Genomic DNA, 21,582 nt, shown 5'->3' with positions numbered 1-21,582 from the left:
ACTTATTGCCCATCACCTGCTCGTCTCCCTAGGCTCCCGGATATTCGCGAACGAGAGACTGGGTGGTCATGAGCATCGGCGGACGACCCCGTTCATCCCGGCGCCTCGCGCTCACGCGACGCGAACGGGTGTCCGTCGCCGGGATGGCCGGATTCATCCTGCTGCTCAACGTCGTGGGCTGGGGGGTCCTGACGCTTTTCGTGGCGCCGCGCCAGTACGAGCTCGGCGCCACGGGTGTGTTCGGGATCGGCCTCGGCGTCACGGCTTTCGTGCTCGGGGCGCGGCACGCGTTCGACGCGGACCACATCGCCGCGATCGACAACACCACCCGCAAGCTGATGGCCGACGGGCAACGGCCGCTTTCGGTCGGTTTCTGGTTCTCCCTCGGCCATTCGACGATCGTGTTCCTGCTGTGCCTGCTGCTGTCGTTCGGCGTGCGCACGCTCGCCGGCGCCGTCGAAGACGACACGTCGGCGTTGCACGAGGCGACCGGGCTGATCGGGACGTCCGTTTCGGCGGTGTTCCTGTACCTCATCGGGATCATGAACCTCGTGGTGCTGGTGGGCATCGTGCGGGTGTTCCGGCGCATGCGGCGGGGCGAGTTCGACGAAGCGGCGCTGGAGCGGCAACTCGACGATCGCGGCTTCATGAACCGTCTGCTGCGCGGCGCCACCAAGGCGGTGCGGAAGCCTTGGCACATCTACCCGATCGGCGTGCTGTTCGGCCTCGGCTTCGACACCGCGACCGAGATCAGCCTGCTGGTGCTCGCCGGTGGCGCGGCCGCGTTCTCCCTGCCCTGGTACGCGATCCTGGTGCTGCCGATCCTGTTCGCCGCGGGGATGACGCTGTTCGACACCGCCGACGGCTGCTTCATGAACTACGCGTACGGCTGGGCCTTCGCGAAGCCGGTGCGGAAGGTCTACTACAACCTGACGGTGACGGCGCTTTCCGTCGCGGTCGCGCTGCTCATCGGGACGATCGAGGTCATCTCGATCATCACCGAACGGTTCGGCATCACGACCGGTCCGCTCGCGGTGATCGGGTCGCTGAGCCTGGACTACGTCGGCTACGCGGTCGTAGCGCTCTTCGCGCTCACGTGGATCTTCGCGCTCCTCGTATGGCGCTTCGCGCGCATCGAGGAGCGCTGGTCGGCCCGGCTGCCCACGAAGTAGCCCCTGACCTGCAGAAAGAGAGCAAGGGACCTTTGCTATCGCTTCTCTCGACGTTGAGATAGGCGATAGCAAAGGTCCCTTGCTACCGCTTTCGGTCAGGCGGGTTGGGGCCCGCGCGTCCGCGAAGGGACCGAAAGCGCGAAGGCGAGCAGAGCGACGAAGGCGGCAACGGGACCAACCCACCAGACCCCCGCCGACGACAGGACGACGCCGCCCAGCGCGGCGCCGAGGGCACCACCGGCGTAGATCGCGGATCCGTTGAGCCCCAGGGCGACCGTCGGCGCGTCAGGCGCCAGCGAGAACAGCCGGTGCTGCTGCGGCACCATCAGCATCCCGCCGAACACCCCCGAAGCCAGTGCGAGGACCACCGCGCCGGGCAGGCTCAGCACGGCGACGTCCAGCAGCGCCAGTGTCGCGACCGTGCCGATGAGCGAGATCGACCGGACGCGCGCGGGGCCGAGCGAGTCGGTCGCCCGGCCCGCGAAGGAATTGCCCGCGATCTGCCCGATCCCGAAACCGACGAGCAGCCACGAGATCATCGCGCCCGCCGCCACCGGCGCCACGAGCACCGGCAGGTACACGAAGGCCGCGAAGCCCGCGGCGGTGCCGAGGACGCTGACGCCGAGCACGCGCGCGATCGGCGGCCGCGCGACGACGGCGAGCCTGTCGCGCAGGGAGACCGTCGCCATCGTGACCCCGGGCAGCAGCGGCACGAGCAGCGCGACGACCACCGCCACCGCGCCGATCCCCCACATCACCGCGCGCCAGCCGAACCAGGTGCCCGCCAGCACGCCGATCGGCACGCCGAGCACCATCGACACGCTCATCCCGAGGGAGACCGTGGCCAGCGCGCGGCCGCGGCGCTCGTCGGAAGCCAGCGCGCCGGCGAGGACATAGGCGTTGGACTGGAACGCGGCGGCGCCCAGGGCGGCCAGCACGCGAGCGACGGCGACCACGGCGAAGGACTCGCCGATCGCCTGACCGGCCATGCCGATCGTGAACAGCACCATCCCCGCGCCGAGCACCCAGCGCCGGTCCAGCCGTCCGGTGAAGGCCGCGATGAGCGGCGAAGAAATCGCGTAGGTCACCGCGAAGACCGTGGTCAGCTGGCCCGCGACGGCTTCGGAAACGCGCAGGTCGGCGGCGATGGTGGGCAGCAGCCCGTTCAGGACGAACCCGTCGGTGCCGACGGTGAACGTCCCGACGGCGAGTACCAGCAGAGCCCCCAAGGCGAGCCGATCATTTGATGATCGTCGAATCGTCATGGGAGGTATAGTGACCGGACTATTCGATGACTGTCAAACAGTTTGGAGTGAAGTGAGCACGACGCTGCCGCAACCGGCGACCGAGGAGATCGAGATCGTGCCGGTCCTCCAGGCGCTGGCGGATCCCGTGCGCCTGGAGCTCATCCGCGCCCTGCGAAGCAACCCTTCGCCGCGAAGCTGCGCCGTCACCGAGTACGACGTCGAGATCAGCGCGCCGACGCTTTCCCATCATTGGAAGGTCCTGCGCGAGGCCGGCCTCACGACGACGTTCGTCGAGGGCCGGACCCGCTGGGTCGAACTAAGGACCGAGGACGTCCACAAGCGGTTCCCAGGTCTACTGGACGCCGTCCTCAGCTAACCGCCACTGCACCGCGAGTTCCGCCGCGGCGCAGACGCCGACATCGAGCAGGTACGGCCCCGCCTGCCCGCAACCGGCCCCCGGCGCGATCGGCTGGCCGTGCCCCATCCCGTCGACGGAGTGCGTGTCGACGGCGGCGCCGACGTCCGTCCACTGCTCGGAAAGCTCACGCAGGTTCATCGGGGCGACCGTGTAGTCCGCGGTCCCGTGCCAGACGCTGACCGGCGACCGCGCACCCGTACTCGCGGCCCGCACCTTGTCACCCCACTGCTTCGGGGTCAGATCCTTGCCGGGATTCATGCAGGAGTACGCGTCGACCATCGAGGTCGCGCAGGCGTAGGGCAGTCCCGCCACGACACCGCCGCCCGAGAACAGTTCCGGATACGCCGCCAGCATCACCGAGGTCATCGCGCCACCCGCGGACAGCCCGGTCACGTACGTGCGGCTCCCGGCCGAATACCGCGCCATCTGCGCGATCGATTCGGCTTCCCCAGAACCGCGTTTGCTGTCGCCCGCCTGGAACCAGTTGAAGCACTTGGAGAAATTGTTCGCCGAAACCTGTTGCGGCAGAACGAGTTTGAACCGCAGCTTATCCGCGAGCCCGACCCAGCCGGAGCCACGCGCGTAGCCGGCCGCGTCCTGGGTGCAGCCGTGCAGCACGACCACCGCCGGACGTCCGGACGGGAGCCCGTCGGGAACGTATTCGTACATCTGCAAAGCACCGGGATTGCTCCCGAACCCGGTCACCGGGCGGATCGTCGCCGCCTGCGCCGGAGCAGAGAGGAAGAGGACCAATGCCGAAACCACCGCGCCGATGAGGAGTTTTCGCATCACCTCAGGCTAGAACCGCCGACGCCGGAGTTCCCACGTGGACGACCACCACAGCGGCGGTCCGTTTTATGTGGCCGTGCCGGGTACCAGCGCACGAGAACCGCGCTTACCGTCGGCCGATGCGGCTCATTCTGGTCCTCGCGATGATGGTGGCCCTGGCCACGCCCGCCCAGGCGGCGAGCGGCTGCGGGAACGTGCGCGTTCCCGGCGCCGCGAAACAACAGCTGTCCTGTTTGGACGATCTGACGACCACCGGAACCCTGGTCACCGGGCATACGGTCCAGGCAGACTGGGCCGGGCTGACCTCGGCGGGCTTCCCCGCGCCCCAGGGCGTCCCCGGCATCCAGATCGACGGCTATTTCCCGGACACGTCGACGGCCAACACCACGCACGGCTGGAACCACGACGCGCAGTTCGTGCTGCGGCTGCCCGCTCGCTGGAACGGCGGCCTCGTGGTCTCGGGATCCCCCGGCGTGCGCCGCCAGTACGCGAACGACCGCGCGATCGGCGACCAGGTCCTCGCCGCCGGCTAAGCGTTCGCCGCCACCGACAAGGGCAACACCGGTGCTGACTTCCACACCGACGGACGGCGGCCCGGCGACGCGCTCGCCGAGTGGAATTCGCGGGTCACGCAGCTGACCATCGCCGCGAAGGCCGCCGTGGCGCAGCGCTACGGACGCCTGCCGAGCCGCACCCTCGCGGCCGGGATGTCGAACGGCGGCTACCTCGTCCGCTGGCAGCTCGAGAACCGGCCGTGGCTCTACGACGGCGGCATCGACTGGGAGGGCACGCTCTGGCACGAGGACGGCCCGAACCTGTTCACCTTCCTGCCGCCCGCGATCAAGGCCTACCCCGACTACGTCGCCGGTTCCGCGCAGGCCCATCAGCGGATTCTCGACGCCGGGTTCGCGCCGGGCTCGGAATTCCTCTGGCAGTACCACAACGACGTCTACTGGGGCCTGACGCAACGGATCTACCAGGCCGAATTCGATCCGTCGTTCACCGGGACCGACTACGACTACGCCACTCGCCCGCCGTCGGTGCACCGTGCGGTGGAACGGATCTCGCTGACCGGCCGGATCGGCAAACCGCTGATCACCCTGCACGGCACTCTCGACACCCTCCTGCCGATCACCCGCGATTCCGACGTCTACCAGCGGATGATCGCCGACCAGGGCCGCGCCGGACTCCAGCGCTACTACCGGATCGTCGGCGGCAACCACGTCGACGGCCTGTACGACGTCTTCCCCGGCGAATTGCGCCCGATCGGCCCGTGTTTCCGGACCGCTTTCACCGCTCTCGAAGGCTGGCTCGACGGCGTCCGGCCGCCCGTCTCCGCGACCATCCCCCGCGGAGACGGCGACCTGGCGAGTAGTTGCGCACTATCCTGATCGGATGGAATTCCAGGACGTCGTACGACGCCGTCGCATGGTCCGGAAGTTCACCGACGAGCCGGTCGCCGAGGCGAGCCTTCAGCGCATCCTGCGCAACGCGCTGAAGGGTCCCTCGGCCGGTTTCTCACAAGGGCAAGGATTTCTCGTCCTCACCGGCGAAGAACTCGCGAAGTTCTGGGAGTTCGGGGCGAGCTGGGCACCGGAAACCGTGACCACGGCACCGGTCGCGATCGTGCCGCTTTCGGTCAAGAACGCCTACCTCGACCGCTACGCTAAGCCGGACAAGGGTTTCGCCGAGGGTGACGACTCGTGGTGGCGCGTGCCGTATTGGGACGTCGACACCGGGATGGCGGCGCTGCTGATCCTCCAGACGGCCGTCGACGAGGATCTCGGCGCGGTGTTCTTCGGGCTCGCGCCGGAAAGCGTGGAGCGCCTCCACAGCGAGTTCGGGGTCCCCCAGGATCACGACCCGATCGGCGTCGTCGCGCTCGGGCACGGCGCCGAAGCCGGACCGTCGCCCGGTTCTTCGGCGACCAAGATCGCTCGCCGTGAATTCGAGGACGTCATCCGTTTCGGTCGTTGGTGAGGCGGTGCAGCCTGAGCGCGAGCTGGAGTTCCAGCGCGCGCTCGGGCGACTGCCACTCGTCTCCCAGCAATGACGCGATGCGGTCCAGCCGCTGAACGACGGTGTTGACGTGCACGTGAAGCTGGTCCTTCGCCCGCGTCAGGTTGCCGCCGCAGGCGAAATACGCCCGGAGGGTGCCGATCAGATCGGTGCCGCGGCGTTCGTCGTAGTCGAGTACCGGGCCGATCGTCGCCGTCACGTACGCGCCGAGATCGGCGTGTTCGCCGAGGAGCAGCCCCACGAAACCGAGGTCGGCCATGCTCGCGCCTTCCCCCGCCCGGCCCAGCGCCAGCAACGACGCGACACACCGCGCGGCTTCCGCGTGCGCCACGGCCAGTTCCCGCGGCGAGGTGGCCGGGCCCGCGGCGCCCACCGTCACCGGACAGTCCATTGTGGACGCGAGTTCGGCGGCGACGGATCTGGCCAGCGCGCCGGCGTCCGCGCCGCGGACAAGCAGGACGACCTCGTCCGCGTGGACCCCCACCAAGGCCGCGTGCCGGGCGGCCGCCGCGGCCAGCCGTCGCCGGGAGACGTCGTCCGAATGCGCGATCAGCACCGCATGCGATGTCGACAAATCGACCCCTAGCCGACGACCTCGTGCCAGCAGCGCGGCGGGATTGCGGCCCGGCGCGGTGAGCAGATCCGACAGCAGCTCCCCGCGCACCTCGTCCTCGGCCCGCGCGACGGAACGCCGTTGCATCAGCAGCACGGCGGTGACCACGCCTGCCCGCTCGAACAGCCGGCGGTCCGCCTCGCCGAGCGACCCGCCACCGCCCAGCACCAGGCTGCCGAGGAACTCCTGCCCAGCCTGGACCGCGCACAGCCAACCGTCCTCAGTGGACACCGCCCGGCCGCTCGTCCGGGACGCCGACACCGCGGCGCGCGAGAGACTCAGTTCCCCGCCGGTCCTGGCCAGGACGACACCTTCGGCGTCGTAGACGGCGATGGCGCCGCCGAGCACGTCCGCGACCGCGGCGGCGACCTCGGCCAGGTCACCACCGCGCAGCACGAGATCCATCAGCCGGTCGTGCGCGTCCTCGGCGCGGCGCATCGCGTCGTTGTGCGCGCTGATCGTCGCGTTGGCGTCGTTCAGCTCGGCGACCGCGCGGCGCGTCTCGTCGAGCAGATGCGCGTTGTCCAGCGCGATCGCCGCGTGGTCGGCCAGTGACGACAGCAGCGCGACCTCCTCCGCGCTGAACTCCCGCGTCGTCCGGTCCGAGGCGAACAGCACCCCGATGACCTTGCTGCCGATCGCCAGCGGCACCCCGAGGATCGCGGTCAGTCCCTCGTCGAGCACCCCGGTGTCGATCGACGAGGTGTGATGGAACCGCTCGTCGTTGAAGTAGTCCGCCGTCGCGTACGGCCGCGCGGTCTGCGCGACCAGCCCGCCGAGCCCCTCGCCCATACCCAGCACGATGTCCTGGAACAGCGCGGAAACCGAACCGTCGGTGACCCGGACGTAGGTGTTGCCCTCGGCCTCGTTCTTCAGGCTGAGGTACGAGACGTCGACGCCGAGCAGCGCCCGTGCCCGGCGCACGATCGACCGGAGGACCGCGTCCGGATCGTCCAGCCGGGCCAGGTCGCTGGCGGTGTCGAACAGCGCGGCCAGCTCCGCCTCCCGCCGCCGGTGCTCGGCGACGGTGTCCCGGATCCGCAGCGCCAGCTCGGTGGCCTTCGGGTCGACGGGGACGTGCGCCAGCTGCTCGCTGCCCGCCCCGGAGGCGAGCAGTTCGAGCAGCCGGCGCAACTGTGCGGAACTGTCCACAACGGTCATGCTGACACGTGACCGCGCTCCGCGAGAACTTCGGAGTGCAGGGACTCGCCCTTGGTCTCCCGGGCGGCGAGCAGCGCGATCACGGTCAGCGCGCACATCGCGACGACGTAGAGCGAGACCGGGACCGTGCTGCCGAACTCCTTGAACAGCGCGACCGCGATGAGCGGCGCCACCGCGCCCGCCGCGATCGACGACAGCTGCCCGCCGACCGAAAGACCGGTGTAGCGCACCCGTGTCGGGAACTGTTCGGAGAAGAACGCGGCCTGCGGTCCGTACATCGCGCCGTGCAGCACCAGCCCGACGGTCGCCGCGAGAATGATGACGCTCGCGTTCTTCGTGTCGAGCATCGCGAAGAACGCGAAACTCCACACCGCCATGCCGATCGCGCCGAACAGATAAACCGGACGACGGCCGAGCCGGTCGGAAAGAATGCCCCACAAGGGAATCGTCACGAAATGCACGGCCGAACCGATGAGCACCGCGTTGAGTCCCACCGATTTCGGCAGACTCAGCCCGGTGGTGACGTAAACGAGAATGAACGCGGTGATCACGTAGTAGGAAACGTTTTCGGCCATTCGCGAACCGATCGTGATCAGCACCGCGCGCCAGCTCTTGCGGAACACCTCGACGACCGGGGCGTGCGTGGCCGTGTCGTTCTTCCGCTGCGCGGCGAGGAAGACCGGGGATTCACTGACCGCGAGCCGGATCCACAGCCCGATCACCACGAGCACACCGGAAAGCAGGAACGGGATCCGCCAGCCCCAGCCGAGGAACGCCTCGTCCGACTGCGTCGCGGCGAGGATCGCCAGCACCGCCGTCGCGAGCAGGTTCCCGCCGGGGGCACCGCATTGCGGCCACGACGCCCAGAAACCGCGCCGCTTGTCGTCGCCGTGTTCGGAGACGATCAGCACCGCGCCGCCCCATTCGCCGCCGAGCGCGAAACCCTGCACCAGCCGCAGCAGCGTGAGCAGGATCGGCGCCAGGACACCGACGGTCGCGTAGGTCGGGAGGACACCCATCGCGCAGGTCGAACCGCCCATCAGCAGCAGGCTCAGCACCAGCAGCTTCTTGCGGCCGACGCGATCCCCGAAGTGCCCGAACACCAGCCCGCCGATCGGCCGCGCGAGGAAACCGACGGCGTAGGTCAGGAACGCGAGCAGCGTGCCGGTCAGCGGATCGTTGGTGGGGAAGAACAATTTGCCGAACACCAGCGCCGCGGCGGAGGTGTACAGGAAGAAGTCGTACCACTCGATCGTCGTTCCGATCAGGCTGGCACTGACGACTTTCGCGATCGAGCCACGGTTCTGCGCGGTCACCGGGGACTTCCTTTCCTGGGGGTTCACGCGGCGGTCCAGCCGCCGTCGAGGGGGATCGAGGTACCGGTGACATGGGCGGTGTGGTCGCCGGACAGCCAGAGCACGCACGCGGCGACGTCTTCGGGTTCGATGAGCCGTTTGATCGCCGACCGGCGCAGCAGGACCTGTTCGATGACGGCGTCGCGTTCGAGTCCGTGTTCTTCGGCCTGCGCCTGGAGCTGACCGGTGACCAGCGGGGTCCGGACGTAGCCGGGGTTGACGCAGTTGCTGGTCACGCCGTGCTCGGCGCCTTCGAGCGCGGTGACCTTGGATAGGCCTTCGAGCGCGTGCTTCGCGGTGACGTACGCGGATTTGAACGGGCTCGCGCGGAGCCCGTGGACGCTGGACATGTTGATCACGCGGCCGCGCCCGCGGTCGTACATCCACGGCAGCACGCGGCGGATCAGCAGGAACGGCGCGGTGACCATGAGCGCCTGGATCCGGGCGAAGGTCTCCGGCGGGAACTCGTGGATCGGCGCGATGTGCTGGAAGCCGGCGTTGTTGACGAGGATGTCGATCTCGGCCGGAAGGGTCTCGATGGCCCGGGCGTCGGTGAGGTCGGCGACGTGCGCGATGCCGTTGACGTCGGCCGCCGCCTTCTCGACGGCGTCGTCGATGTCGGCGAGGTGGACCTTGGCCCCGGCTCGCGCCAGCGCTTCGGCGCAGGCCAGGCCGATACCGCTCGCCGCGCCCGTGACCAGCGCGGATTTACCGGCCAGATCGCTGTGATACGCACCACTCATGCCGGACGACGTTAGGTCGCGCCCGGCACTTAAGCCATGTGGTCACGCGCCACACCTACTCAAGATCCCGTGTGGGCTCCCCACACCTTCGCATTTCGTCCTCTGAATGCGGTAGTTGCACACACAAGGACCGCATCCAGAGGACGAAATGCGGAAGTCAGCCGGCGGCGTCCGAGATGGACTTCGCCTCGCGGGCACCGGCCTCGAACGCTTCGCAGGAGAAGAGCAGCCAGGCCCGGACGCCCTCGGCGGTCCCGCCGGAGAAGCTTTCGGAGGCCTCGATGTACTTCGGCACCCGCCGGAAGTACGCGACCTCCGGCACCGTCAGCGCCTTCGGGTCGAGCCCCGTCGCCACCGCCGAAAGCCGGGCCGCCGCCCGCGCGACGACACCGTCCGCGGAGCCGAAAGGCTTCAGCGCCAACAGTTCCCCGTGCACGACGGCGGTCAGCACCAGTCCCGGCACCGACGTCGCGCCGGTGACCAGTTGCGCCAGCAGCTCCAGCCGCGGCCCGACGTCGCCGGACGACCGCGGCCGCCCGAGCGCGTCGAGGTCCTTCACCAGGTCCGACGCGGCGAGAACGTGCAAACGCGCCAACGCCTGCAGTGGCGCGCGCCGCCAGGTCGGGAGCAGGCCTTCCAGCGCCTCCGCGACGCGCAGCGCGCCCGCCAGCACCGGATCGGTCACCTCGCCGGATTCCGGCAGTTCGGGCGCGGCGCCCTCGATCCCGGCCGACGCCCGCGCCGACCGCACGGACGCCTCGGCGGCCGTCGCCGCGCCGCCGCGCAGGTTGGCGGGCAGCCGGTGGACGGCGAACACCGCGTCCTGAGCCGATTTCGCGGCCGCCGCGACCCCTTCGAGGTCCAGCAGCGGCTTCAGCGGATCCGTCACGCGTCCAGCACCTGGCCCGCGCGCCGCACCACCGGCGCCTGCACCGACCAGGGGAAGTTGATCCACCGGTCCGTGTGCTTCCAGACGTACTCGCATTTGACCTCGGAGCGCGGCTTCTCGTAGACGACCGCGCAGCGCACCTCGGCGACGTGGTCGGCACAGAAGTCGCGGACCAGCTTCAGGGTCGCGCCGGTGTCCGCGACGTCGTCGGCGACGAGCACCTTCTTCTTCGTCAGGTCGACGACGTTCGGCACCGGGGGCAGCATCACCGGCAGGTCGAGGCGCTGATCGACGCCGGTGTAGAACTCGACGTTCATCACGTGCAGGTTCTTGACGTCCAGCGCGTAGCCGAGGGCGCCGGCGACGAACAGCCCGCCGCGCGCGATCGACAGGATCAGATCCGGCTCGAAGCCGTCGTCGGCGACGGCCTGTGCCAGATCCCTGCTGGCCGTCCCGAACAACTCCCAGGTGAGCTCTTCCCGCTCTTCGGCCATGCCGCCTCGCCTTCGTCGATCGTTCCCGCGAGCATAGGCAACGCCCCAGTGGCCTTCTCGAATGCTTCGGAACTGGCTATCCAGCAAGGCCATTGCCGGTCGTACCGTCAAGATCGTGACCGACTGGACCGACCACGCGACCCTGACCGGCGAACGCGTCCGCCTCGAACCGCTCGCCCGTGACCACGCCAAAGGCCTCTTCGAAGCCGGATCGGACCCGGCGATCTGGACCTGGCTCAGCCTCCGGCAGCCGCGGGACCTCGCCGCGGCCGAAGCCATGGTCGACGCGATCCTCGCCGACCCGGACCGCCGCGCCTGGGCGCAGATCGACGCGAGCACCGGCGAGGTCGCCGGCACGACGTCGTTCTACGCGATGAACGCGCGGCACAAGATCATTTCCCTTGGCTACACCTGGATCGGTTCCGCGTGGCAGCGCACCGGGCTCAACCGCGAGTCGAAACTCCTGTTGCTGCGCCACGCTTTCGACGACCTCGGCGCGAACCGTGTCTCGTGGGAGACCGACATCCGCAACCTGAAGTCGCAGAAGGCGATCGAACGCCTCGGCGCGCAACGGGAAGGCGTGCTGCGCGCGCATCGCGTCCGGCCCGACGGAACCATCCGTGACACCGTTGTCTACTCCCTCACCGGACCAGAATGGCCCGCGGTCCGTACCGCTTTGTCCTCAAGCGTGTGAATGCGGTCCGCAACCGCGATGCAACCTTTTACTTCGCGTCGTAACGTCGATAGCGTGCCAACGGGCGTGAAGACACGCGAAACACAGGAGGCATCGCACCATGACCGAGCAGTCGCCGGCGCTGGACAATTTGCTCACGGAGAGCAGGACCTTCCCCCCGAGTGAGGCTTTCAGCGCGCAAGCGAATGCCACCGCCGACTTCTACGCCGAAGCCGACGCGGACCGGGAAGCGTTCTGGGCCAAGCAGGCCGAGCGCCTCCACTGGGAAACGAAGTGGTCCCAGGTACTGGACTGGACCACTGCGCCGGTCGCGAAGTGGTTCGTGGGCGGGAAGCTGAACGTCGCGTACAACTGCGTCGACCGCCACGTCGACGGCGGGCACGGCGACCAGGTCGCCATCCACTGGGTCGGCGAGCCCGGCGACAACCGTGACATCACCTACGCCCAGCTGAAGGACGAGGTTTCCAAGGCGGCGAACGCCTTCGAGTCCCTCGGCCTCACCGCGGGCGACCGCGTCGCCATCCAGATGCCGATGGTGCCCGAGGCGATCTTCGCGATGCTCGCGTGCGCCCGCATCGGTGTTCTGCACAGTGTCGTCTTCGGTGGTTTTTCCCCGACCGCGCTGCGATCCCGGGTGGACGACCAGGCGGCGCGGATCGTCATCACCACCGACGGCCAGTACCGCCGCGGCAAGGCCGCGCCGATGAAGGTCAATGTCGACGAAGCGCTCGAAGGCGCCGAATCGGTCGAGAAGGTCATCGTCGTCCGCCGCACCGGCGAAGAGGTGCCGATCACCGAAGGCCGCGACCTCTGGTGGCACGAACTGGTCGACGGCCAGTCCGCGGAGCACGCGCCGCAGGCGTTCGACTCCGAGCACCCGCTCTTCATCCTCTACACCTCCGGCACCACCGGTAAGCCGAAGGGCATCCTGCACACCTCCGGCGGGTACCTGACCCAGGCGGCGTACACACACCACAACGTCTTCGACCACAAGGCCGGCGAAGACGTCTACTGGTGCACCGCCGACATCGGCTGGATCACCGGGCACACGTACATCGTGTACGGGCCGCTGGCGAACCGGACGACGCAGGTCGTCTACGAAGGCACGCCGAACACCCCGCACGAGGGCCGCCACTGGGAGATCGTCCAGCAGCACAAGGTCTCCATCTACTACACCGCGCCGACGTTGATCCGCACGTTCATGAAGTGGGGCAACGAGATCCCGGAGAAGTACGACCTCTCCTCGCTGCGCGTGCTCGGCAGCGTCGGCGAGCCGATCAACCCCGAGGCGTGGATCTGGTACCGCGAGAACGTCGGCGCGAACTCGGCGCCGATCGTCGACACCTGGTGGCAGACCGAGACCGGCGGGATCATGATCTCGCCGCTGCCGGGCGTCACCGCCACGAAGCCGGGCTCCGCGCAGAAGGCGCTGCCGGGAATCTCGGCGAAGGTCGTCGACGACCAGGGCGTCGAGGTCGGCAAGGGTGGCGGCGGCTACCTGGTCCTCGACAAGCCGTGGCCGGGCATGCTGCGCGGCATCTGGGGCGACGAGGAGCGGTTCCGCGACACCTACTGGTCGCGGTTCGCCGACCAGGGCTACTACTTCGCCGGTGACGGCGCGAAGTACGACGCCGACGGCGACATCTGGCTGCTGGGCCGGGTCGACGACGTGATGAACGTGTCCGGGCACCGCATCTCGACCACCGAGGTCGAATCCGCGCTGGTCTCGCACCCGACGGTCGCCGAGGCCGCCGTCGTCGGCGCGACCGACCCGACCACCGGGCAGGGCATCGTCGCGTTCGTCATCCTGCGCGGCAACGCCGTCGACGGTGGAGACGCGGCCGTGCAGGAGCTGCGCAACCACGTCGCGAAGGAGATCGGGCCGATCGCGAAGCCGCGGCAGATCCTGGTCGTGCAGGAGCTGCCGAAGACGCGGTCCGGCAAGATCATGCGCCGCCTGCTGCGCGACGTCGCCGAGAACCGCCAGGTCGGCGACGTCACCACGCTGGCCGACTCGTCGGTGATGGACCTGATCTCTTCGGGCCTGAAGTCCGGCAAGTCCGAGGAGTAACCCCTCGCCAAAGTGTCATGAAAGGGCCGTTCCTGACGAATTTCGTCAGGAACGGCCCTTTCATGACATCGGTCAGGCGGGCTCGACGGGCAGCCACAGCTCACAAGTGGCGGTCCCGAAGTCGTCCGAGTGCGCCAGGATCGTGACGATCGACGGTCCCGGCCGCAGACGCCACGGATTGGACGGGAACCATTCGGTCGCCGTCGCCGCCCACACCTTCTGCAGTGCCTCCGGATGCGCGCCGTCGGTACGGAAGACCGCCCACCGCCCGGCAGGCACCTCGATGACGTCGAGATCGCCGGGGATGTCACCGGTGACGGCGACCCCGTGCAGGTAGGTCAGCTCGGCACCGTCCGGGTCAAGGGCGTCGCTGACCTGCAGCAGGCCCGGCGGTTCGGTGTCGCTGAGCGCTTTCAGCCGGACGTGCGCCTCCGGCGGCAGCGCGGCGATGTGCCGCTGGATGTGCGGGTTGACGCCTTCGTGGACGAGCGGGACGCGGGTCGCGTGCCCGGCGAGCCGGAAAGCGGGACGGTCGACGATACGGGTTTCCATGGGGATGCTCCCTTCGACGCTCAGGCGGAACCTGAGCCGCGGTTGTGTGCGAAGGGGGCCACCGTCGCGGCGGACCTCACCGGGACCGGCGCCGTGGACCGCCCGGAACGCCCTGCCGAACGCCTCGGCCGAGCCGTAGCCGTACCGGACGGCGATGGTCAGCAGATCGCCCTCGCCGCGGACGACGTCGGCGACGGCGGCGGTCATGCGGCGACGGCGGACGTATTCCGACAGCGACATTCCCGCCAGCGACGAGAACATCCGGCGCAGGTGGTACTCGGTCGTGCCGAACGCGCCGGCCAGCCCTGTGACGTCCATGTCGTCCGTGAGGTGCTCTTCGACCAGATCGACGAGCCGATTGAGTGCCGAGATCACGAGGCCTCCCTTCGCCGTCGACTCTGACGGAGCGCGACCGGACCGCGCCCGATCGTCGCGGACCGATGCGATCATGCGACACGCTTAGCACACCCTGCCGCGCGACAGTCGAACGCCTGTTCTAGGATGTGCCGGGTACCACCCCATACCCGGGCAAGGAGACGACACCGACGATGACCGTGGATGCCTTGACACGCACTGACGCCGTGTCCGAAGAAGCGGCTACCGAAGCGCCCGTCGACTCGACGCCGCAGGCGGAGACCACCTCGGAGACCCCCGAGGCCAAGACCGAGGCCCCCGAGGCTTCGGCGACCCCGGAGGCCCCCGCCGAAGAGAACACGGCGGAGTCCCCCAAGCCCAAGCGTGGCCGCCCGAAGGTCGCCACCACCGCGAAGAAGACCCGCACCGTCGAGCTGACCCTCACCGTCACCGGCACCGCCGACGGCGAGTGGCAGGCCGAGCTCAAGAACGGCACCAAGTGGGTCGCGAAGGGCCTGGAGATCCCGGCCGCGGCCGTGTCCCGCGCCGCCAAGGAACTGCACGCGGACCTGTCGGGCCCGATCGACGAGGTCATCAACGCCGCCCGCGAGCTGCAGGCCGCGAAGGTGGCCCAGCTCGAAGCGGAGCTGGAGAAGGCGAAGCTGGCGCTGGCCGAGCTCGACGCCTGAGACTTTCCTCCCGACCGGGGCGGACGCTGGAGATTTCGGTGTCCGCCCCGGTTTCTTTCATTCCGCGATCGGTGGCCGCGCGGGCAGCGGTGTCTTGAACTCGACCCACTGACTGTCCACAATGGCCTCGACGCTGTGCGGGACCCCGCGCGGGTGGACGATCGTGCCGCCCGCCTCCAGCGTCACTTCCCGGCCGTCGAGCGTGCCGCGCAGCGAACCCGTGTGCAGGTACACGATGCTGTCGTGATCGTGGCTGTGCACGGGAGAAGCGACACCCGCCGGATAGAAGATCTCGTACGCCAGGCCGCCTTCCGCCGTCGCGAGCGTCCGGAACCGGCCCTGTCCGCCGATCAGCGGCAGACCCTCCACAGTGGACATGGAAAGCCAGGTCATCGCGCGGTCTCCATGGCAGCCGCCTCCTCTTCGCGGTCCGGGTCACGGGCGAGCACGACACCGATGATGGTCACCACCGCGGTCGCGAGCAAGTAGACCCCGATCGCGAGCCAGGTGTCGAAGCCGGCGAGCAGCGCCGTGAACAGCAACGGCGCGGGCGCCCCGCCGATGACCCCGGCGAGGGTGTACGCCAGCGAGCTGCCGGTGTAGCGCAGGCGCGGCGAGAACTGCTCGGTGACGAGCGCGGCCTGCGGCCCGTAGAGCGCGGCGTGGATGACCAGCGCGAGCACGATCCCGATCGCCAGCATCGCGAACGAACCACCGCTGATCATCGGGAAGAACACGAACGGCCAGATCCCGGCGGCGATGGTCGCGAACAGGTACATCTTGCGCCGCGAGACCCGGTCCGAGAGCGCGCCGAACAGCGGCATCAGCACCAGCTGGAACGCCGAACCGATCATCACCGCGGCCAGCCCGGCGCCGCGCGAGAGGCCGGTGTGCGTGGTGACGTAGGTGAGGACGAAGACGGTGAACAGCGCGTAGAGCACGTCCGGGCAGACCCGGATGAGCACGGCCGCGACGAGCGCGCGGCGTTCGGTGCGGAAGACCTCGGAGATCGGCGCCGACGAACGCTCGCCACGCTCCTGGATCTTCTTGAAGACCGGCGTCTCCTCCAGTTTGAGCCGGATCCACAGGCCGAATCCGACCAGCGCGCCGGACAGCAGGAACGCGATCCGCCAGCCCCAGCTGTTGAACTGGTCCTCGGTGAGCAGCGCGGCCAGCACGGCGAGGACACCGTTGGCGAGCAGGTTGCCCGCGGGCGGGCCGATCTGTGCGGCCGACGCCCAGAACCCGCGTTTGCCCGGATCCCCGAACTCGCTCGACAGCAGGACGGCGCCACCCCATTCGCCGCCGATGCCGACACCCTGCGCGAACCGCAGCGCCACGAGCAGGACGGCCGCGAAGCCGCCGATGTTCTCGTACGTCGGCACGACACCGATGAGGAACGTCGCGACACCGGTGAGCACGAGGGTCATGACCAGGATGCGCTTGCGGCCGAGCACGTCGCCGAGGCGGCCGAAGAGGAACCCGCCGAGCGGCCGGGCGAGGTAGCCGACGGCGTAGGTGGAGAACGCCGCCATCGTGCTCGCGAGCTGGTCTTCCGACGGGAAGAAGAGATGCCCGAAGATCGTCGCGGCTGCCACCGAGTAGGCCGCGAAGTCGTACCACTCGAGCGCGGTTCCCGAGAGGCTGGCCGCGAAGGCCTTGTGCAACGAGCGCCGGTCACCGGCTGGTGAGGTCATGTCCACATCCGTCCGCAGTAGGTCCGCAACCCCGCCGGGAGGGGTTGAATTGCGGATATACTCCTTGTATACAAGCTGTATGCGCAACCCCCAATCTCGGAGGACAGATGCCTGAGCTGCGTTTCACCCTTCCCGACGGCCAGGAGCGGCGGACCGAGGTCCACACGCTGCTGAACGCCGGATACGCCGGTCGCAGCCAGGAGGACGTCGCCGCCCACGTGGCCGAACTGGCCGAACTCGGCGTCCCCGCGCCTTCGGTGATCCCGGCGCTCTACCCGGTCGCGCCGTACCTGGCGAGCCAGACCGAAGAGGTCCCGGTGCAGCACGAGAAGACCTCCGGCGAGGCCGAGTGGGCCATCGTCATCACCGGCCCCGCGCCCGAGGACGTCCTCCTCACCGCCGCCTGCGACCACACCGACCGCGCGCTCGAAGCGCACGGCGTCGCGTGGAGCAAGAACGCCGGCCCCGACGTCCTCGCCGCCAAGGCCTGGCGCCTCGTCGACGTCCAGGACCGGCTCGACGAGCTCACGCTGTCCGCCTGGGCCGGGGAAACCCTGATCCAGCAAGGGAAACTCGCGGAGCTGCTGCCGCCGTCGTACTGGCTGGACGTGCTGCGTGAACGCGACCTCTACGCCCCGGGCACCGTGCTGATCTCGGGCACGATCCCGATGGTGCACGGCGTCGACCAGTTCGCCGACTCCTGGCGCGTGGAACTGGGCGACCCGGCGACCGGCGAGACGATCGACCTCGCCTACGCCGTGCGGCGGCTGCCGGAACCGATCGGCTAGGCGCTACCGGACCGACTGAAGCAGTTCGCCGAGGAAGGCGCGGTACTCGCCCTTCATCGGCAGTTCCCGGTCGACGCGGACGCGGCGGCGGGTCGCGGAGACCTCGATCTCCCGCACCGGGTCGAAACCGGTGCGCTCGAAGGACTCCCAGTACAGCCCGACGCCGCGCCGCTGCCAGGCGGGGACTTCGGCGAAGTTGACGCCGTGCGCGAAAAGCAGCTCATTCTTCTCGGAGACGCCCGCGCCTTCGAGAGCCGCCCCGGCCTCGCTCGCCGACTTCCCCGCCTTGCGCAGGATCCAGTAGCACCAGCCGTTGAGCGCGCAGCGGGTCGCGTCCGCCTGACGCCAGGAGAAATAGTCGACGACGTCGTCCGCCGTCGTGCCGAGCCAGATCCGGCCGTCGAAGTGCGCGGGCACTCCGGCCGCGTGGGTGAACGCGGCCGACGCGACCCCGGCCGAGATCGACACGAGCTTCTCCACACCCCGGCCGAACAACTCGGCCGACGGCGGGAGCAAGAGGGAGATCTCGTCGCTTTCCGTGTACACGTACGGCGAAGCGAACTCCGCCAGCAGGGCGCTCGCCGCCTCGGCCATGCACTCCGCGAAGCGAAGATCGAAAGGCTTCTCGAACCGGGCTTCGGTGAACTTGGAGAAACCCCGGCCGTCGACGCGGAGCACCGTCCAGGAGCCCGGGGGCACGGTCAGGCCGTGGAACCACTCACGTTCCCGTTGCCGCGCCTCGAAATCACCGGCGTCCATGGTCACCCCGCTCCACCGCGAACCCGCCTTCACCGTCGAAACCGACGGTGTACAGCTCGTCGAAACCGTCTTCCGCGGCCGGTCGCCGCAGCCGCTTGAGAGTCGCATACAGACCGACGTCGGGCACCCGGGTTTTCACGCCCCGGCGCGCGTTTCGCTCTCGCGAACCTTCGAGATCCGGCGGGAACCAGTACCCGACGACGCGCGCGCCGTGCCGCCTCGCGACCTCGATCAGCGGCGCCCACTCCTCGGGCGACGGGTTGGTGTTGTCCACGACCACCGGGCGGCCGTCTTCGAGCGCCTCGGCCAGCATCCGCAGCTGGCGGCGTTGCCGCTGCTTGGCGTTCGGGAAGTGGTCCTTGCTGAGGTGGACGTGGGTGCCCGCGAACTCCCGCCGGAAGAACGTCGTCTTCCCGGACGCCTGGAGCCCGATCAAGATCACCACCTCGGCCATGTCCGACAACCTATCCGAGGACTTAGGTAAGGCAATAGTCAATAAGGATTGCCTGCATTGACCGAAAAGGTTTCCTCTCGCCGATTCCCGTTCTTCGTGTTTCACTGAAACGGTGACCGAAACCGTGTCGACCGAACATCCCCATGAACCGCACGCGGATCTGAGCGGCAAGCTGAACTGGCTGCGCGCCGGCGTCCTCGGTGCCAACGACGGGATCGTGTCGGTGGCGGGCATCGTGGTCGGCGTCGCCGGCGCGACCACCGACTCGACCGCGATCGCCACCGCGGGAATCGCGGGCCTGGTCGCCGGCGCGCTTTCCATGGCGGGCGGTGAATACGTCTCGGTGAGCACGCAGCGCGACACCGAACGCGCGCAGTTGCGACTGGAAAAGCGCGAACTGAAAGAGATGCCCGAAGCCGAAGAACGGGAACTGGCGGAAATCTACGAGGCGAAGGGACTTTCCCCGGAACTCGCCGCGCAGGTCGCCCGCGAACTGACCGACAAGGACGCGCTGCAGGCGCACGCCGAGGCCGAACTCGGCATCGATCCGGACAATCTGACCAGCCCGTGGCAGGCGGCCTGGGCGTCGCTGGTGGCGTTCACCGTCGGCGCGCTGCTGCCGCTGCTGTCGATCGTGTGGACGTCGACCTCGGCGCGGGTCTGGGCGTGCGCTTCGGCGGTCGTGGTCGGGCTGACGCTGACCGGGTTCATCAGCGCGAAACTCGGCGACGCCCGCGTCGGCCGCGCGATCGCGCGGAACGTCGGTGTCGGCGCGCTGACGATGCTGGTGACGTACTACGTCGGCGTGCTGTTCGGCGTCAGCGTCGGCTGAGCCCCGGGTCTCGAGTGGCGATCTCACGTGATCGGACGGCGAACTCGCGTGCTTGGAGACGGAACTCGCGTGATCAGACGCCGCACACCGACATCGGCGTTCAAGCACGCGAGTTCCGGGTTCAAGCACGCGTGTCACGCCTTCGCTCACGGGCCGGTCGCGGCCCCCGGCGCGGGTACGACGCAGCGAAAGGGCCCTTCACCGCTTCCTATGCGGTGAAGGGCCCTTTCAGCACTTCCGAGGGTCGCTCGTCAGCGCGGGAAGAAGAGCGTCAGTGAACGCCCTTCATCAGCTTGCGGATCATCGGCGTCGCGAGCAGAAGAGCGACACCGACGACGATGGCAACGCCGCCGACGATGCTGAAGTACGGCGCTTCGTCCTCGACTGTGTAGTACTCGGCGAGCTTCCCGGACATCGCCGTGCCGAGCGAGATGGACAGGAAGTTCAGCGCCACCATCTGCGTCCGGAAGGCCTCCGGCGCGAGTTTGGTCGACAGCGAGAGGCCGACCGGCGAAAGCATCAGCTCCGCCATGGTGAACACGAACAGGATGCCTGCCAGCGCGAGCAGCGGGCTGGCGTTCTTGCCGCTGCCCACCATCGGGAGGAACAGCAGGAACGCCACGCCCATGGTGACCGTGCCGAGCACGAACTTGATCGGCGAGGACGGCTGCCGCGAACCGAGTTTCGTCCAGATCGCCGCGATGACCGGCGCGAACAGGATGATGAACACCGGGTTGATCGAGTTGACCCAGGCGACCGGCATCTCCCAGCCGAAGATCGTCCGGTTCAGCCGCTCGTCGGTGTAGGCCGCGACGACGGTGAACTGCTGCTGGTACAGCGAGAAGAACGCGGCGCTCGCGATGAACATCGGGATGAACGAGTACACCCGGCTGCGCTCTTCGGAGGTGATCTTCTTGCTGGTGATGATCACCACGAAGTAGATCACCGAGATGATCGCGACGGCCCAGACGACGACGTCGACCAGATTCGCCGGGTTGATCACGCCGAAGACCACGAGCAGCACGATCGCCGCGACACCCACCGCGGTGCCGCCGAAGACCAGCGGGCGGTACGACGCGGGCAACGGGTTCGGGATCTCGCTCGCCTTCTCGCCGAGGTTCTTGCGGCCGATCGTGTACTGGATCAGGCCGAGCGCCATACCGAACGCGGCGAGCCCGAAGCCGACGTGGAAGCCGATCTCGCTCTGCGCGAGCCCGGTCAGCAGCGGCCCGACGAAACCACCGACGTTCACGCCCATGTAGAAGATCGTGAAACCGCCGTCGCGGCGCTCGTCGCCGGGCGCGTACAGCGTCCCGACGATGGCCGTGGCGTTGGATTTCAGCCCGCCACTGCCGACGGCGACGCAGACGAGGCCGACGCCGATGCCCGCCAGCCCCGGGAGCACGGCGAGGCTGATGTGCCCGATCATGATCAGGATCGCGCTGTAGAACAGCGTCCGTTCGGAGCCGAGCACGCGGTCCGCGACCCAGGCTCCGATCACCGCCGACAGGTAGACCATGCCGCCGTACGCGCCGACGATGCCGAGCGCGGAGGCCTTCGGCAGCGCGAGGCCGCCCTGACTGACTTCGTAGTAGAGGTAGATCGGGAGGATGCCGAGCATCCCGTAGTACGAGAACCGCTCCCACATCTCGACGCCGAAGAGGTTCGCCAGCCCTCGTGGGTGCCCGAAGAACCTCGTGTCTTGCTGGACCTCGGTAGAGGTACTCACCATGCCGTCCTTATCGAAGACATCGTTGTCGTTTTCCGTTCACATGCTAAGAGTCCAGCATGT

Annotated in this window: 21 protein-coding genes and 1 pseudogene; 9 read left to right on the top strand and 13 right to left on the bottom strand. The window is 68.7% G+C overall.

What is annotated here, in order from left to right; genetic code table 11:
• Positions 1–68: 68 nt before the first annotated feature.
• Positions 69–1,172, top strand: a complete 1,104-nt coding sequence (gene nicT / locus IE302_RS23585; RefSeq protein WP_191256642.1) for a Nickel transporter NicT — start codon at positions 69–71, stop codon at positions 1,170–1,172.
• Between the two features lie 95 nt (positions 1,173–1,267).
• Here the strand turns inward: nicT and IE302_RS23580 are convergent, their stop codons facing one another.
• Entirely contained in the window at positions 1,268–2,437 is a 1,170-nt protein-coding gene (locus tag IE302_RS23580) for an MFS transporter (RefSeq protein ID WP_191256641.1), read from the bottom strand.
• 52 nt (positions 2,438–2,489) lie between these two features.
• Between IE302_RS23580 and IE302_RS23575 the strand changes: the two genes are divergently transcribed.
• The gene (locus IE302_RS23575) at positions 2,490–2,795 is read left to right on the top strand and encodes an ArsR/SmtB family transcription factor (protein WP_191256640.1); all 306 of its coding nucleotides are present in this window, start codon (positions 2,490–2,492) and stop codon (positions 2,793–2,795) included.
• On the opposite strand, the gene IE302_RS23570 is transcribed toward IE302_RS23575, so the two are convergent.
• A complete protein-coding gene (locus IE302_RS23570; protein ID WP_191256639.1) occupies positions 2,772–3,626 on the bottom strand; it encodes an extracellular catalytic domain type 1 short-chain-length polyhydroxyalkanoate depolymerase in 855 nt (284 codons plus the stop codon). The two genes, IE302_RS23575 and IE302_RS23570, sit on opposite strands and share 24 nt — an antisense overlap.
• 119 nt (positions 3,627–3,745) lie before the next feature.
• On the opposite strand from IE302_RS23570, the pseudogene IE302_RS23565 reads away from it, so the two are divergent.
• Positions 3,746–5,017, top strand: a pseudogene (locus IE302_RS23565) (tannase/feruloyl esterase family alpha/beta hydrolase).
• Between the two features lie 4 nt (positions 5,018–5,021).
• On the top strand, positions 5,022–5,606 hold the full coding sequence (locus IE302_RS23560) for a nitroreductase family protein (protein ID WP_191256638.1): 585 nt from the start codon (positions 5,022–5,024) through the stop codon (positions 5,604–5,606).
• On the opposite strand, the gene IE302_RS23555 is transcribed toward IE302_RS23560, so the two are convergent.
• From IE302_RS23555 to IE302_RS23535, 5 genes are all read right to left on the bottom strand, one after another.
• Positions 5,584–7,419, bottom strand: a complete 1,836-nt coding sequence (locus tag IE302_RS23555; protein WP_191256637.1) for a helix-turn-helix domain-containing protein — start codon at positions 7,417–7,419, stop codon at positions 5,584–5,586. The genes IE302_RS23560 and IE302_RS23555 overlap by 23 nt on opposite strands.
• A complete protein-coding gene (locus IE302_RS23550; protein ID WP_191256636.1) occupies positions 7,416–8,735 on the bottom strand; it encodes an MFS transporter in 1,320 nt (439 codons plus the stop codon). The genes IE302_RS23555 and IE302_RS23550 overlap by 4 nt, the downstream gene beginning before the upstream one ends.
• Before the next feature lie 23 nt (positions 8,736–8,758).
• The gene (locus IE302_RS23545; RefSeq protein WP_191256635.1) at positions 8,759–9,517 is read right to left on the bottom strand and encodes a 3-hydroxybutyrate dehydrogenase; all 759 of its coding nucleotides are present in this window, start codon (positions 9,515–9,517) and stop codon (positions 8,759–8,761) included.
• Between the two features lie 157 nt (positions 9,518–9,674).
• Positions 9,675–10,406 carry a Fic family protein gene (locus tag IE302_RS23540; protein ID WP_191256634.1) on the bottom strand — a complete coding sequence of 244 codons (732 nt, stop codon included), beginning with the start codon at positions 10,404–10,406 and terminating at the stop codon, positions 9,675–9,677.
• On the bottom strand, positions 10,403–10,900 hold the full coding sequence (locus tag IE302_RS23535; RefSeq protein WP_007028464.1) for a phosphoribosyltransferase: 498 nt from the start codon (positions 10,898–10,900) through the stop codon (positions 10,403–10,405). The genes IE302_RS23540 and IE302_RS23535 overlap by 4 nt, the downstream gene beginning before the upstream one ends.
• Positions 10,901–11,015: 115 nt before the next feature.
• Here IE302_RS23535 and IE302_RS23530 point away from each other — a divergent pair, with 115 nt between their 5' ends.
• Together IE302_RS23530 and acs are read left to right on the top strand one after the other, a co-directional pair.
• On the top strand, positions 11,016–11,594 hold the full coding sequence (locus IE302_RS23530; RefSeq protein WP_191256633.1) for a GNAT family N-acetyltransferase: 579 nt from the start codon (positions 11,016–11,018) through the stop codon (positions 11,592–11,594).
• A gap of 100 nt (positions 11,595–11,694) precedes the next feature.
• Positions 11,695–13,665, top strand: a complete 1,971-nt coding sequence (gene acs / locus IE302_RS23525) for an acetate--CoA ligase (protein WP_191256632.1) — start codon at positions 11,695–11,697, stop codon at positions 13,663–13,665.
• A 72-nt stretch (positions 13,666–13,737) separates the two neighbouring features.
• Here acs and IE302_RS23520 read toward each other — a convergent pair whose 3' ends face one another.
• Positions 13,738–14,592: an AraC family transcriptional regulator gene (locus tag IE302_RS23520; protein ID WP_191256631.1), complete on the bottom strand. Its 855-nt coding sequence runs from the start codon at positions 14,590–14,592 to the stop codon at positions 13,738–13,740.
• A gap of 173 nt (positions 14,593–14,765) precedes the next feature.
• On the opposite strand from IE302_RS23520, the gene IE302_RS23515 reads away from it, so the two are divergent.
• Positions 14,766–15,260 (top strand): DUF6319 family protein, encoded by a 495-nt coding sequence (locus IE302_RS23515; RefSeq protein WP_191256630.1) that lies wholly within the window; start codon positions 14,766–14,768, stop codon positions 15,258–15,260.
• Between the two features lie 57 nt (positions 15,261–15,317).
• Here IE302_RS23515 and IE302_RS23510 read toward each other — a convergent pair whose 3' ends face one another.
• The gene (locus IE302_RS23510; RefSeq protein WP_191256629.1) at positions 15,318–15,653 is read right to left on the bottom strand and encodes a cupin domain-containing protein; all 336 of its coding nucleotides are present in this window, start codon (positions 15,651–15,653) and stop codon (positions 15,318–15,320) included.
• A complete protein-coding gene (locus IE302_RS23505; RefSeq protein ID WP_191256628.1) occupies positions 15,650–16,957 on the bottom strand; it encodes an MFS transporter in 1,308 nt (435 codons plus the stop codon). The genes IE302_RS23510 and IE302_RS23505 overlap by 4 nt, the downstream gene beginning before the upstream one ends.
• A gap of 107 nt (positions 16,958–17,064) precedes the next feature.
• Between IE302_RS23505 and IE302_RS23500 the strand changes: the two genes are divergently transcribed.
• Positions 17,065–17,745 (top strand): DUF2848 domain-containing protein, encoded by a 681-nt coding sequence (locus IE302_RS23500; RefSeq protein WP_191256627.1) that lies wholly within the window; start codon positions 17,065–17,067, stop codon positions 17,743–17,745.
• A 3-nt stretch (positions 17,746–17,748) separates the two neighbouring features.
• On the opposite strand, the gene IE302_RS23495 is transcribed toward IE302_RS23500, so the two are convergent.
• Both IE302_RS23495 and IE302_RS23490 read right to left on the bottom strand, forming a co-directional pair.
• Positions 17,749–18,504, bottom strand: coding sequence for a tRNA(His) guanylyltransferase Thg1 family protein (locus tag IE302_RS23495; RefSeq protein ID WP_191256930.1), 756 nt, complete (start codon positions 18,502–18,504; stop codon positions 17,749–17,751).
• Complete coding sequence (locus IE302_RS23490) at positions 18,491–18,958, bottom strand: ATP-binding protein (protein WP_191256626.1); 468 nt, start codon at positions 18,956–18,958, stop codon at positions 18,491–18,493. Before IE302_RS23490 ends, IE302_RS23495 begins: the two co-directional genes overlap by 14 nt.
• Positions 18,959–19,070: 112 nt before the next feature.
• Here IE302_RS23490 and IE302_RS23485 point away from each other — a divergent pair, with 112 nt between their 5' ends.
• Positions 19,071–19,790: a VIT1/CCC1 transporter family protein gene (locus tag IE302_RS23485; RefSeq protein WP_191256625.1), complete on the top strand. Its 720-nt coding sequence runs from the start codon at positions 19,071–19,073 to the stop codon at positions 19,788–19,790.
• 271 nt (positions 19,791–20,061) lie between these two features.
• Here IE302_RS23485 and IE302_RS23480 read toward each other — a convergent pair whose 3' ends face one another.
• On the bottom strand, positions 20,062–21,522 hold the full coding sequence (locus IE302_RS23480; RefSeq protein ID WP_191256624.1) for a peptide MFS transporter: 1,461 nt from the start codon (positions 21,520–21,522) through the stop codon (positions 20,062–20,064).
• Between the last annotated feature and the right edge of the window lie 60 nt (positions 21,523–21,582).

Origin of the sequence: Amycolatopsis oliviviridis (assembly GCF_014654365.1) — a bacterium.
GTDB lineage: Bacteria > Actinomycetota > Actinomycetes > Mycobacteriales > Pseudonocardiaceae > Amycolatopsis > Amycolatopsis oliviviridis.
The sequence above is the reverse complement of the archived record's forward strand: the minus strand, read 5'-3'. Positions and strand labels throughout refer to the sequence as shown.